This window comes from Streptomyces sp. AB3(2024) (assembly GCF_041862025.1).
Lineage (GTDB): Bacteria > Actinomycetota > Actinomycetes > Streptomycetales > Streptomycetaceae > Streptomyces.
Map to the genome: position 1 here is coordinate 1 of NZ_JBGWAB010000034.1, position 12,460 is coordinate 12,460.

Annotated in this window: 12 protein-coding genes; 7 read left to right on the plus strand and 5 right to left on the minus strand. The window is 73.9% G+C overall.

Annotated elements, in window-relative coordinates:
* The 3 genes from ACEPPI_RS16215 to uvrB all read right to left on the minus strand — a co-directional run.
* Positions 1-663, minus strand: a 663-nt coding sequence (locus tag ACEPPI_RS16215) for a TerD family protein (protein WP_373915926.1), incomplete at its 3' end; no start/stop codon positions are given.
* A gap of 59 nt (positions 664-722) precedes the next feature.
* Positions 723-1,301: a TerD family protein gene (locus ACEPPI_RS16220; protein ID WP_356221145.1), complete on the minus strand. Its 579-nt coding sequence runs from the start codon at positions 1,299-1,301 to the stop codon at positions 723-725.
* An 88-nt stretch (positions 1,302-1,389) separates the two neighbouring features.
* Positions 1,390-3,564, minus strand: a complete 2,175-nt coding sequence (uvrB, locus tag ACEPPI_RS16225; RefSeq protein WP_373915927.1) for an excinuclease ABC subunit UvrB — start codon at positions 3,562-3,564, stop codon at positions 1,390-1,392.
* A 201-nt stretch (positions 3,565-3,765) separates the two neighbouring features.
* Between uvrB and ACEPPI_RS16230 the strand changes: the two genes are divergently transcribed.
* The 3 genes from ACEPPI_RS16230 (at position 3,766) to ACEPPI_RS16240 (ending at position 6,920) form a co-directional block, all read left to right on the plus strand.
* A complete protein-coding gene (locus tag ACEPPI_RS16230; protein WP_373915928.1) occupies positions 3,766-4,686 on the plus strand; it encodes a glycerophosphodiester phosphodiesterase in 921 nt (306 codons plus the stop codon).
* Between the two features lie 41 nt (positions 4,687-4,727).
* A complete protein-coding gene (locus ACEPPI_RS16235; protein WP_373915929.1) occupies positions 4,728-5,291 on the plus strand; it encodes a methylated-DNA--[protein]-cysteine S-methyltransferase in 564 nt (187 codons plus the stop codon).
* 252 nt (positions 5,292-5,543) lie between these two features.
* Entirely contained in the window at positions 5,544-6,920 is a 1,377-nt protein-coding gene (locus ACEPPI_RS16240) for an MFS transporter (RefSeq protein ID WP_373915930.1), read from the plus strand.
* On the opposite strand, the gene ACEPPI_RS16245 is transcribed toward ACEPPI_RS16240, so the two are convergent.
* Entirely contained in the window at positions 6,910-7,290 is a 381-nt protein-coding gene (locus ACEPPI_RS16245) for a cupin domain-containing protein (RefSeq protein ID WP_373915932.1), read from the minus strand. The two genes, ACEPPI_RS16240 and ACEPPI_RS16245, sit on opposite strands and share 11 nt — an antisense overlap.
* Positions 7,291-7,560: 270 nt before the next feature.
* On the opposite strand from ACEPPI_RS16245, the gene ACEPPI_RS16250 reads away from it, so the two are divergent.
* Positions 7,561-8,493, plus strand: coding sequence for a pseudouridine-5'-phosphate glycosidase (locus ACEPPI_RS16250; RefSeq protein WP_373915933.1), 933 nt, complete (start codon positions 7,561-7,563; stop codon positions 8,491-8,493).
* The gene (locus tag ACEPPI_RS16255; protein ID WP_373915934.1) at positions 8,490-9,392 is read left to right on the plus strand and encodes a carbohydrate kinase family protein; all 903 of its coding nucleotides are present in this window, start codon (positions 8,490-8,492) and stop codon (positions 9,390-9,392) included. The genes ACEPPI_RS16250 and ACEPPI_RS16255 overlap by 4 nt, the downstream gene beginning before the upstream one ends.
* A gap of 25 nt (positions 9,393-9,417) precedes the next feature.
* Here ACEPPI_RS16255 and ACEPPI_RS16260 read toward each other — a convergent pair whose 3' ends face one another.
* Positions 9,418-10,089, minus strand: coding sequence for a uridine kinase (locus ACEPPI_RS16260; protein WP_373915935.1), 672 nt, complete (start codon positions 10,087-10,089; stop codon positions 9,418-9,420).
* A gap of 92 nt (positions 10,090-10,181) precedes the next feature.
* Here ACEPPI_RS16260 and ACEPPI_RS16265 point away from each other — a divergent pair, with 92 nt between their 5' ends.
* Positions 10,182-11,627: a WGR domain-containing protein gene (locus ACEPPI_RS16265; protein WP_373915936.1), complete on the plus strand. Its 1,446-nt coding sequence runs from the start codon at positions 10,182-10,184 to the stop codon at positions 11,625-11,627.
* 177 nt (positions 11,628-11,804) lie between these two features.
* Positions 11,805-12,458 carry a DUF2293 domain-containing protein gene (locus ACEPPI_RS16270; protein ID WP_373915937.1) on the plus strand — a complete coding sequence of 218 codons (654 nt, stop codon included), beginning with the start codon at positions 11,805-11,807 and terminating at the stop codon, positions 12,456-12,458.
* Positions 12,459-12,460: the final 2 nt, after the last annotated feature.

Consider the following 12,460-nt stretch of genomic DNA (forward strand, 5'->3'; position numbering starts at 1 on the left):
ATGTGTGGTATTCAGATCTCCCCCGGGGGCGCCGGGCGCGCCGTCCCGCGCGGCGCTAAGCCGGTGGGGTACGTTGGGCGCGGCCCCGGTCGGCAGGGTGGCCAGGGTGATGTCCCCGGAGGCCGTCAGACCCAGGGCGGCGGCCGTCAGCGCGTCGGCGGCCGGGCCGGTCAGGCCGGCGTCGGCCAGGAGGGCGCCGAGGCCGCCCGCGTAGCCCTGGCCCACGGCCCGGACCTTCCAGGCGCCCTGGCGCCGGTACAGCTCCAGGGCCACGACGGCGCTCTCGGAGTCGAGGCCGGTGACGGTGTACGCCGCGAGTTCGGCGCCCTCCGGCTCGGCCACGGCCACGTGCGGGGCGGCGACCGCGCCGAAGCGCGCCGGCCCGCCGGGCGGCAGCACCAGCAGCACCCGGACCCGGTGGACGGCCGCCCCGACCGCGTCGAGGTCGACGGTGAACCGGTGGCGGTCGCCGACCCGGTCCGGCACCTCCAGGCCCGGCAGGGCCCGGGCCCCGGGATGCGCCAGGGCCCCGGGGCCGGCCGGCCCGCCCGCCTCGTCGCCGGTGACGGCCAGGGCCAGCACGGCCGTGCCGGCCGAGACCCGGATCTCCACCCGATTGCGGGACAGGGGGTGGTTCTGCCCCCGGACCAGTTCGGCCGTCATCGTGCAGCCCTCCCCCCGTGCCTTCTTCTCTTGTTCCGTGGTGCTCTTGCCCGGTACCGCTACAGGTGCGGCAGGATCGCCGGCATCAGGTCCTGGAAGGTCCGGCCGTTGGCCGGGTTGCCGAGGGCCGTCATCTTCCATCCGGAGCCCTCGCGGGACACCTTCGCCATGATCTGCGCCGTGTACTGGCCGCCGCCGTCGAGGGTGTAGCGGGCCAGCTCCTGGCCGTTGGTCTCGTCGACGATGCGGCAGAAGGCGTTCTGCACTTCCTGGAAGGTCTGGCCGGTGAAGGAGTTCACCGTGAAGACGATCTGGTCGATGTGCACGGGCACGCGCTGGAGGTCGACGAGGATGGCCTCGTCGTCCCCGCCCTGGCCCGCACCGCCGACGAGGTTGTCGCCGGTGTGGCGCACCGAGCCGTCGTCGCTCTGCAGGTGCCGGAAGAACACCACGTCCACGGGCTGCTTGTCCGCGAAGAGCACCGCCGAGGCGTCCAGGTCGATCTCCCGGGTCCGCGAGCCGAACAGGCCCCGGCGCTTGGCCGCCTGCCAGCCGAGGCCCATCCGGACCGCGGTCAGCGTGCCGCCGTCCGACTTCTGCAGACTGATGGCCTGACCCTTGGTCATGTTGACCGTCACGCGCTGTCCCCTCTCCGTAGCCCGCCCGACCGACGGGCGCGCAGCGTGTAACTGCGGCTGTGTCCCAACCCTACTGACCGCCCCCGGGTCAGGCGAGACCCGCTTCCTTCATCTGCCGGAGCTCCTTCTTGAGCTCGCCCACCTCGTCCCGGATCCGGGCCGCGACCTCGAACTGGAGCTCGGCCGCGGCGCCGCGCATCCGCTCGGTCATCTGCTCGATCAGTGCGGCCAGTTCGGCCGCGGGCCGGTCCGTGAGCACCTCGGCCGCCTGCGCGCCCTTCGCCCCCTTGGCGCCCTTGGCCCCCTTGCCCGCCTTGCCCCCGGCGACGGCCGCGGCCGCCCTGCCGCCGAGCGCCGGCACCGGCGCCTTGGCGCCCTTGCCGTCCTTGGCCTGCCGGTAGCCGCTGCCGAGCAGTTCCTCGGTGTCCAGCTCCTCGCGGGCGATGGTGGCGACGATGTCGTTGATCTTCTTGCGCAGCGGCTGCGGGTCGATGCCGTTCGCCGTGTTGTAGGCGATCTGCTTCTCGCGGCGCCGGTTCGTCTCGTCGATGGCCTTCTCCATCGCCGGGGTCATCTTGTCCGCGTACATGTGGACCTGGCCGGAGACGTTGCGCGCGGCGCGGCCGATGGTCTGGATGAGGGAGGTCCCCGAGCGCAGGAAGCCCTCCTTGTCGGCGTCGAGGATCGCCACCAGCGACACCTCGGGCAGGTCGAGGCCCTCGCGCAGCAGGTTGATGCCGACGAGGACGTCGTACTCGCCGGCCCGCAGCTCGCGCAGCAGCTCGATGCGGCGCAGGGTGTCGACGTCGCTGTGCAGGTAGCGGACCTGGATGCCCAGCTCCAGGAAGTAGTCGGTGAGGTCCTCGGCCATCTTCTTGGTGAGGGTGGTGACCAGGACGCGTTCGTCCTTCTCCACCCGCTGCCGGATCTCGTGGACCAGGTCGTCGATCTGCCCGTCGGTGGGCTTGACCACGACCTCGGGGTCGACCAGGCCGGTGGGGCGGATGATCTGCTCGACGAACCCGTCGCCGCGGGAGAGCTCGTACTTGCCCGGGGTGGCGGACAGGTAGACCGTCTGGCCGATCCGCTCCTGGAACTCCTCCCACTTCAGCGGCCGGTTGTCGAGCGCGGACGGCAGCCGGAAGCCGTGGTCGACCAGGGTCCGCTTGCGCGAGGCGTCGCCCTCGTACATGGCGCCGATCTGCGGCACGGTGACGTGCGACTCGTCGATGACGAGGAGGAAGTCCTCGGGGAAGTAGTCGATGAGGGTGTTCGGCGCGGAGCCGCGCTCGCGGTCGTCCATGTGCAGCGAGTAGTTCTCGATGCCGGAGCAGGACCCGATCTGGCGCATCATCTCCAGGTCGTAGGTGGTGCGCATGCGCAGCCGCTGGGCCTCCAGCATCTTGCCCTGCTTCTCCAGCTCCGCGAGGCGCTCGGCGAGCTCCGCCTCGATGCCGACGATCGCCTTCTCCATGCGCTCGGGTCCGGCGACGTAGTGGCTGGCGGGGAAGACGTAGAGCTCGCGGTCCTCGCTGATGACCTCGCCGGTCAGCGGGTGCAGCGTGGACAGGGCCTCGATCTCGTCGCCGAACATCTCGATGCGGACGGCGAGTTCCTCGTAGACCGGGAAGATCTCGATGGTGTCGCCGCGCACCCGGAAGGTGCCGCGGGTGAAGGCCACGTCGTTGCGCGTGTACTGGATGTCGACGAAGCGGCGCAGCAGCTGGTCGCGGTCCATCTCCTCGCCGACCTTGAGGGGGACCATCCGGTCGACGTACTCCTGCGGGGTGCCGAGGCCGTAGATGCAGGACACGGAGGCGACGACGATCACGTCGCGCCGGGTCAGCAGCGAGTTGGTCGCGGAGTGACGCAGCCGCTCCACCTCCTCGTTGATCGAGGAGTCCTTCTCGATGTAGGTGTCCGACTGCGGTACGTACGCCTCGGGCTGGTAGTAGTCGTAGTACGAGACGAAGTACTCGACGGCGTTGTTGGGCAGGAGCTCGCGGAACTCGTTCGCCAGCTGGGCGGCCAGGGTCTTGTTCGGCGCCATCACCAGGGTGGGGCGCTGGAGCTTCTCGATCATCCAGGCCGTGGTGGCCGACTTGCCCGTGCCGGTGGCACCCAGCAGGACGACATCCTTCTCACCTGCACGGATGCGCTTCTCCAGCTCGGCGATGGCCGTCGGCTGGTCGCCGCTGGGCTGGTAGGGGCTGACGACCTCGAAAGGCGCCACCGTGCGTTCGATCTTCGATACGGGCCGCATGGGTCAACCGTACGGCCCCCCACCGACAGTCAGCGCGGTCTGGTCCGTTTGTCGTAGTCCGTTGGCGGGGCCGTGATCGTCGGCCCCATGATCGCCGTGGAACGGTCCTCCGTCAGCGCACGGCGGGCGCCGCACCGCAACGTCCTGGGCGCCGCGCCCGTTTGAGGCGAGAGCAGGCCTCACGACCCGAGGAGATCGCACATGCACGTCGTCCGACCCGCCGCCGCGGCGGCCGCCGCCTTCCTGGGCCTCGCCCTCGGCCTGCTGGGCGGGACGCCGTCGTCCGCCGCCTCCGGCGCCCCCGGCACGCCCGTGGCCCCCTCCACCGCGCAGAAACGGTTCCTGGGGCCCGTCGTGTACGCCCACCGGGGGGCTTCGGCGTACGCCCCGGAGAACACCGTCGCCTCGATCGACCGGGCCGCGTGGATGGGCTTCGCCTGGGTCGAGAACGACGTCCAGCGGACCCGGGACGGCGAGCTCGTGGTGATCCACGACGACACGCTGGCCCGTACGACCGATGTCGAGCAGGTGTTCCCCGACCGCAAGCCGTGGGCGGTCAAGGACTTCACGGCGGCGGAGATCGCCCGGCTCGACGCGGGCAGCTGGTTCGGCGCGCAGTTCGCGGGCGCCCGGGTGCCGACCCTGCGGGAGTACATGGACCGGGTCCAGGACAACGGGCAGCGGCTGCTCCTGGAGATCAAGAAGCCGGAGCTGTACCCGGGGATCGAGGAGCAGACGCTGGAACTGCTCGACGAGCTGGGCTGGCTCGACGCGCAGCACGTCGCGGAGCGCCTGGTGGTGCAGAGCTTCAGCGCCGACTCCGTACGGACCGTGCACCGGCTGCGGCCCGATCTGATCACGGCCTTCCTGGGCACTCCGAGCGTGGCCGACCTGCCGGAGTACGCCGGGTTCACCGACCGGATCAACCCGCTGCACACCACGATCTCCGCGGACTGGGTGAAGGCCGTGCACGGGCTGCGGGGCGCCCACGGCAACGCCATGGAGGTGGACACCTGGATCGTCAACGACGCGGCCACGGCCCGCAAGGTGCGGGAGATGGGGGTGGACGGCGTGATCACGAACGCGCCCGACGTCGTACGGGAGGCCGTCGGCGGATTCTGACCGGCGGCGGGACTGTCGGCGGGGCGCCGTACCGTGGGGGCGTGGACACCAGCGAGCGGCCCCGCGGACCGCACCTCGAATGGACCGTCGTCCCCAGCGACATCGGCCCCCTCCTCCTGGCCGCGACCCCCGAGGGTCTGGTCCGGGTCGAGTTCCACGCCGCGCCGGAGCGGGTCGAGCGGATGATCGGCCCGCTCGTCTCCCGGCTCGGCGCCGACGCCCGGCGGCCGGCGCCGGGCGAGGAGGAGCTGCTGGCCGAGCCGGTGCGCCAGCTCGCCGCGTACTTCGCCGGCACCCTGCGGCGCTTCGAGCTGCCGCTGGACTGGCGGCTCAGCTCCGGCTTCAACCGCCAGGTGCTGCGGGAGCTCGACCGCTCCGTGCCCTACGGAGCGGTGGTCGGGTACGGGGAACTGGCCGCCCGGGTCGGGCAGCCGGGGGCGGCCCAGGCCGTGGGCAACGCCATGGGGTCGAACCCGCTGCCCGTGGTCGTGCCCTGCCACCGGGTCGTGGAGAACGACGGGGGCATCGGGGGCTTCGGCGGCGGGGTGGAGACCAAGCGGATCCTGCTCGCCCTGGAGGGGGTCCTGCCCCAGCCCCTGTTCTGACACCCCTCCGGGACGGGGCTCCCCGGCCCCTGTTCCGCCCCCCTCCCGATCCCCTCCCCCCTCCCGGCCCCGGTTCCGCCCCCGTTCCGACCTGCGCATTCCGCCCGTTCCCGCGCCCGCATACCCGGTTCCCCCGGGCGGTGGCGGGTGGGACACTGCGGCGGTGACCCCTCCTGCCGCCGCAACCGGCCCCTCCGCGTACGTGCCCGCCCCGGTGCCGCCCACCGCGTACCCGCGACGGGGGTGTCGGGCGTGACCTCCTCCCCCGGAACGACCCCCGGGCGCGGAGCGCCGGACGCCTCCCCCGCGACCCCCGGTGCCTCCCCCGTGTCCCGCACCGCCGGGGCGGGGCACGGCGGGCCCGTCGACGCCGCCGACCTGCCCCGGCTGCAGCGCCGGATCTCCGGAGTGCTGATCGCCGCCCAGATGCTGGGCGGCCTGGGCGTGCCCATCAGCATCGCCCTGGCCCCCGTGCTGGCCACCGAGATCAGCGGCACCGAGGCCATGTCCGGCTTCGCCTCCACCGCCGCGGTGATCGGCACCGCCCTGGTCTCGCTCCCGCTCGCCGCCCTGATGACCGCGCGCGGACGCCGCCCCGGGCTGGTGGTCGCCTACGCGATCGGCACCCTCGGCGCGGCCCTCGTCGTCCTGGCCGCCTCCGTCAAGAGCTTCCCGCTGCTCATGCTCGGCATGGCCGCCTTCGGCGCCGCGTCCTCCGCCAACCTCCAGGCCCGCTTCGCCGCCGCCGACCTCGCACCGCCCGACCGGCGGGCCCGCGCCATCTCGGTGGTCGTCTGGGCCTCCACCGTCGGCGCGGTGCTCGGCCCCAACCTCTCCGCCCCCGCCAGCGACAGCTTCGCCGGGACCTCCATACCCCAGACGGCGGGTCCCTTCGTCTGGGCCGGCGCCGTCTTCGTCCTCACCGGCACGCTGATCGCCGTGTTCCTGCGGCCCGACCCGCTGCTGACGGCACGGGCACTGGCCGGCCCCGAGGAGCAGTCCCGGCAGAGCCGCTCGCTGCGCGCCGGGTTCGGTGCCGTCCGCGTCTCCCCGCGCGCCCGCCTCGCACTGCTCACCGTCGCCGTGTCCCACACCACCATGGTCTCGATCATGGTGATGACCCCGGTCGACCTCGGTCACCACGGCGCCGGCCTCAAGCTGGTCGGCCTGGTCATCAGCGGGCACATCGCCGGCATGTTCGCCTTCTCGCCCGTCATGGGGTGGCTCGCCGACCGGCTCGGCCGGCTCTCCGTGATCGGACTGGCCGCCGGACTGCTCTCGCTCGCCGCGCTGCTCGCCGGCACCGCCGGGGGCGACCACGCCCAGAGCGCGGCCGGCCTCTTCCTGCTCGGCCTCGGCTGGTCCGCCGGGATGGTCTCCGGATCGGCCCTGCTGACCGACTCGGTGCCGCAGGCCGCGCGGGCCGCCGTACAGGGGCTGAGCGACCTGACCATGAACGCTTCCGCCGGGATCGGCGGAGCGGCGGCCGGGCTGGTCATGTCCCGGGCGGGCTACGGCTGGCTCAACGCGATCGGCGCCGCGCTGCTGCTGCCGATGGCGGCACTGGCCCTGTTCACCGCCCGGCGCCACCCCGTGCGTCCGGCGCCCGCGAAGGGCGTCAGTAGCTGATGTGGTAGGCCTTGCGGAGCGTCTCGTGCACGGTCCAGGTGGTCCTGTCGCCCTCCCGGAGCACGCACGCGGAGCCCGGACCGACCTCCAGGGTCTCTCCGCCCTCCACCTCGATCGTGGCCCGGCCGCCGACCACGACGAACAGCTCGTTGGCCTCCGTGTCGGTGACCACTCCCGGGGTGATCTGCCAGATCCCCCGGATCTGCGAGCCGTCCTCGGCCTCCCACAGCACCTTGCCCGTCACCACGGGGGTGCCAGAGACGATCTGTGCCGGGTCGAGGTCCTCCGCCTCCAGTTCGGAGTCGGGGACGTCCGCGACGGACACGGCGAAGGAGGCGGGGGCGGGGGCGGTGTGATCACTGGTGCTCATGGCGCGTCAGCCTAATCCGGCCCTCCCGGGCCGGGGGGTGACCAGAGCGTCCAGCATGGACGCGGCGGACGCGTCACTCCGTCGAGCGCAGGCGGCACCCGCCCCTTTTCGGCCAGAGCCGTACGGTCGCTCCCGAGGCCGGGCGGGTACGCCGGGGCGCTGCGGTGCGGCGACCGCGCCGCCGCCCGCGGGGCCGCGCCACGGGACGGGTTCGCGCCGGAGCCCGGACGGCGCGTTTGGGGGCGCGAATCCCGTGCCATGGATGGGGACATGCCACTGCACAGAGCATCCGAGGTCCCGGTCCTGTCGGAAGAGGTGCGCGAGGCGCTCGCCGCGCGCAGGCCCGTCGTCGCCCTGGAATCGACGATCATCGCGCACGGGCTGCCGCGCCCCCGCAATCTGGAGGTGGGCCTGGAACTGGAGGCCCTGGTCCGGGCGGAGGGCGCAGTTCCGGCGACGGTCGCGGTCGTGGACGGGGTGGCCCGCGCGGGCCTGGACAAGGCCCGTCTGGAGCGGATCGCCGCGGGTGAGGGCGTACGCAAGCTCGGCCACCGGGATCTGGCCCCGGCCCTCGCGACGGGGGCGACCGGCGCGACGACGGTGTCCGCAACGGCCCTGCTGGCCGCGCGGGCGGGGCTGCGGGTGTTCGCCACCGGCGGGCTGGGCGGCGTACACCGCGAGTGGACGCGCTCCCAGGACGAGTCGGCCGACCTCGCGCTGCTCGCACGGACCCGGATCACGGTGGTGTGCGCGGGGGTGAAGTCGATCCTGGACGTGCCGGCCACCCTCCAGCGGCTGGAGACCCTGGGCGTGGGGATCCTCGGCTACCGCACGCGCCGCTTCCCCGGGTTCTACCTGGCCGACTCCGGCGAGCCGGTCGACTGGACGGTGGAGCGCCCCGAGGAGGTGGCGGCGGTGATGGCAGCCCAGGACGCCGTCGGCGGCCCGGATTCGGCACTGCTGGTGGCCAACCCGGTGGCGGAGGACGAGCAGTTGGATCCGCGGCTGCACGACCGGGTCCTGGCGGAGGCCCTCGCCGAGTGCCGCGAGCGCGGGATCGCGGGGCAGGCGGTGACCCCGTTCCTGCTGGACTTCCTGGTACGGGCGACGGGCGGGGCCTCGCTGGAGGCCAACCTGGCCGCGGTACGGGGCAACGTGCGGCTCGGGGCGAGGATCGCCGGGGCCTGGGCGGCCCGCGCATGACGGCGGCACCGGGGGCGCTGGTGGTCGTCGGCGACGTGGTCACGGACGTGGTGGCGATACATCCGGAGCCTTTGGCTCCGGCCACCGACACCGCCGCCCGGATCCGCACCCTGCCGGGCGGCGCGGGCGCCAACGCGGCCTGCTGGGCGGCCCGCACGGGGACGGCCGAAGTACGCCTCCTCGCGCGGGTGGGCGCCGAATCGGCGCGCTGGCACGAGCGGGCCCTGGTCGACGCGGGGGTGCGGCCGCGGCTGGTGGTGGACCCGGCGGAACCGACCGGAACGGTGGTGGCCCTGGTCGGCAAGGACGCGGAGCGGACCTTCCTGACCGACAGCGGGGCCTCGCTGCGGCTGTCCCCCGCCGACTGGGCGCCCGCGCTGCTGGACGGCGCCGCACACCTGCACCTGTCGGGCTACCTCTTCTTCGCGGACAGCAGCCGGGAACTGGCCCTGGTCGCGCTGCGGGCGGCCCGGACCCGGGGCGTGCCGGTCAGCGTGGACCCCGCTTCGGCGGGGTTCCTGGCCGCGCTCGGTCCCGAGCGCTTCATGGCCGCGGTGGCGGGGGTCGGCGCCCTCCTGCCGAACGAGGACGAGGCCCGGCTGCTGGCGGGGCTGCCGGAGCCGGCCGGGGTGGCGCGGGCGGCGGAGGAGCTGAGCCGGCGGGTGCCGCTCGTGGTGGTGACCCGGGGCACGGGCGGGGCGCTCGTCGCCGAGGCGGGCCGGATCACCGCGGAGGTCGCGGCGGAGCCCGCCGATGCGGTGGACACCACCGGCGCCGGCGACGCCTTCACCGGCGGCTTCCTCGCGGCCCGGCTCGCGGGCTCCGACCCGGTGGAGGCGGCGCGGGCGGGCTGCCGCGCGGCGGCCGAGGCGGTCACCCGCATCGGCGGCCGCCCCTGACCAGGGGAGGTCGGCGGGGTCCCGGTCACCCCGTACCCGCCCGGCCGGGGCACCCGGTCCACGCCGGGTGCCGTGCGTCGTCCGCCCGCACCAGCACGTCGGCGGCCGAGGCCGGTCCGGTCTCGCGGGCGTAGCGGGCGAAGGCGGGCAGGGTCCAGCGCTCGCCCTCCTCCGTACGACGGGCCAGCGCCCCCGGCGAGAGGCTGATGTGCACGCTGAGGTCGAAGGGGAACCAGTGGCCCAGCAGGAGGGGCCCGTGCACGATCAGGACGCCGCCGGCGGGCAGTTCGACGTAGGGGCTGCGGGTGGCGCGGTCGGTCACCGGGTCCCAGAGGTCCGGCAACACCCGTCCGGTGCCGCCGGGGTCGGTCGGGCCGAAGACCTCCCGCCACAGTGCGCCGGTGTCGTACCAGCCGCCGAGGTACGCGTCCACGTCCTCCCGCCCGAACTCGAAGCGCAGCGAGGCCGGCCGCAGGAACCCCCCGGCGGCGACCACGAGCACCGAACGGCCGCGCAGCCGCAGCGCGTCGGCGAGCCGGCCCGCGAGCGGTCCGGTGTCGGCAGCGGGCGCGCCGTCGATGCCGACGCGCTGCCAGGACCCGGTCCCGACGCCGTCGGGGGAGCCCTCGCGGACGTCGTCGAGGTGGCCGGCGAGCTGCTCCGCCATCCGCTGCCAGGTGATCGCTTCGAGCTTCACGAACCCATTGTCAGTGGTGGGCCTTAGCTTTTTTCACGAGGGATCACCGGTGAGAAGGAGCCGTTGGCCCGGCTCGTGGGGAGGGGTCTGTCATGGCTCGGGAGACGACGTATCTGGAGCTGTCCCAGGAGGACGGCGCGGCGCACAAGTTCTACGAGGTGACCGTCGACGGCACCGCGGTCTCGGTGCGTTACGGGCGCATCGGCGCGACCGGCCAGCTGCAGAGCTCCTCGTTCCCGACGCCGGACAAGGCCCGCGCCGCGGCCGCCAAGAAGATCGGCGAGAAGGTCCGCAAGGGGTACGCGCCGGCGGTACGAGGCGCCCGCGCGGCCCGCGCGGTGACCCGCCGCCAGGTCACCTCGGCGCCGTCGACGGCGCGCGCCGTGGCGCCGGTGCTGTGGCGCTTGCGCACCGGTTCCGCGGCCTTCGGCATCCACGTGGACGAGGACCGCTGCTGGGTCGGCAACCAGGCGGGCGACGTCTACACGGTGAGCCACGGCGGTGAGGTGCTGGCCCGCTACTCGCTGCCCGACGGGGTGAAGTGCCTGGTCGCGGACGAGTTCTGGATATACGCGGGCTGCGACGACGGCACGGTGTACGACCTGTCCTCCAAGGTGCCGTTCGGGGCGTACGACATCGCGGCGGACGTGGACATCTTCTGGCTCGACATCCGCGAGGGCGTGCTGAACGTCGCGGACCGCGACGGCGGCCTGACGGTCATCGACCACGAGGACGAGTTCCAGTGGTCGCGCAAGTCCTCGGGGTCCAACGCCTGGATGGTCCGGGCCGACGACCGGGCCGTCTACCACGGGCACAGCCTGGGGGTGACGGCCTACGCCCCGGACGGCGGCGGCCAGCTGTGGCACACGAACACCAGCGGCTCGGTGCTGTTCGGCTGGCAGGAGCGGGACGCGGTGTACGCGGGGACGGGCCACAACAGCGTGCAGCGGCTGTCGAAGGCGACGGGCGCGTTGGAGGCCTCGTACCGGTGCGACGCGGCCGTGTACTCCTGCGCGACCTCCCCGGACGGGCGGCACGTGTTCGCCGGTGACCTCGCCTCGTCGGTGTACTGCTTCGACGCCGAGGGGAACAGGCTCTGGAAGCTGGGCACGGGCAGCGGTTCGGCCCTGTCCATGCAGTACCTGGACGGGCGGCTCTACCTGGTCACCACGGACGGGTCCCTGGTGTGCGTGGACGCGAGCGAGGCGGCGATCGCGGCGGCCCAGCAGGGTTCCGTCCCGGCGCCGGTGGACGTCAAGTCGGCCGCGGCCCTGCCGGTGTTCACCCCGGCGGCCTCGGCCGCGGCGGTGGCCACGGTCTCGGTGGCCGCGGTGCCTACGGGCACGGTGGTCGTCGAGTGCGTGCAGCAGGGCGGCCGGATGCGCGTGCAGGTGGTGTCCGAGGGCTTCGAGCCCTCCTGGAACGTCCAGTTCCCGCGTGGGATCCGGGAGGCCGGAGCCCGGTACGTGGTGGACGGGCTGCACCCGGCGTCCGGGGGCTTCTACCGGGTGCGCGGCGAGATACGCCGACTGGTCTGAGGACCACGGCGGGGGCGCGCCCCACGGCCCGTGCCCTGGGGGACGGGGGTCACCACGGCACGGCCCCTCGGGCGTGCGCGCCGGGAGGACCTCACGAGGTCCCGGCCGATGCCACGAAGGGCCGATTGCCTTCCCGGACAAGGTGATTTGCGCACCGTCCGGCGGTATCACAACGGCATGAGTCTCGTCGTTTTCGAGTCACTGAAGCAGATCCACTGCGCCGAGTGCCGACGGGGCCCGCTGCGCCGTCTGGTGCGCGAGGCCGGTGTGCCCCGGTGCCTGGACTGTGCCGATCTGGGGCACCTGGTGTACCTGCCGCGGGGCGATACCGCGCTCACGCGCCGCGCCCGGGAGGCCAGTTCGCTCTCCGCCGTCGTCGTGCGCCGGCACCGGCGCCGGCGTCGTTACGAACGCCAGGGCCTGCTGGTCGAGGACGCGGCCCTGGCCCGCGCCGAACGCGCCTGCCTCGCGGACGCCGAGGCCCGGGCCCGCCGCCGGGAGCGCGACCGGGCGCGCCGCGCGGCCGAGGACGTCCGGTTCACGGCGGCGTTCGCCGCCGAGATCCTGCGGCTGTTCCCCGGATGCCCTCCGGAGCGCGCGCGGGCGATCGCCGCCCACGCCTCCGTGCGCGGCAGCGGCCGGGTCGGCCGCACCGCCGCGGGCCGGGCCCTGGACGAGCAGGCGGTGTCGGTGGCGGTACGGGCCGCCGTGCGGCACACCGACACCGAGTACGACGCGTTGCTGATGTCCGGTGTCCCCCGGTTCGCCGCCCGCGCCCGTCTGGCGCCCCTGATCGACGCGGTGCTGGACGGCTGGCGCACGGCCGCCTGAGG

Coding starts and splice junctions, on each gene's coding strand:
- uvrB (WP_373915927.1), bottom strand. CDS start 3,564: ATGCGGCCCGTATCGAAGATCGAACGCACGGTGGCGCCTTTCGAGGTC.
- ACEPPI_RS16230 (WP_373915928.1), top strand. CDS start 3,766: ATGCACGTCGTCCGACCCGCCGCCGCGGCGGCCGCCGCCTTCCTGGGC.
- ACEPPI_RS16245 (WP_373915932.1), bottom strand. CDS start 7,290: ATGAGCACCAGTGATCACACCGCCCCCGCCCCCGCCTCCTTCGCCGTG.
- ACEPPI_RS16250 (WP_373915933.1), top strand. CDS start 7,561: ATGCCACTGCACAGAGCATCCGAGGTCCCGGTCCTGTCGGAAGAGGTG.
- ACEPPI_RS16255 (WP_373915934.1), top strand. CDS start 8,490: ATGACGGCGGCACCGGGGGCGCTGGTGGTCGTCGGCGACGTGGTCACG.
- ACEPPI_RS16265 (WP_373915936.1), top strand. CDS start 10,182: ATGGCTCGGGAGACGACGTATCTGGAGCTGTCCCAGGAGGACGGCGCG.
- ACEPPI_RS16270 (WP_373915937.1), top strand. CDS start 11,805: ATGAGTCTCGTCGTTTTCGAGTCACTGAAGCAGATCCACTGCGCCGAG.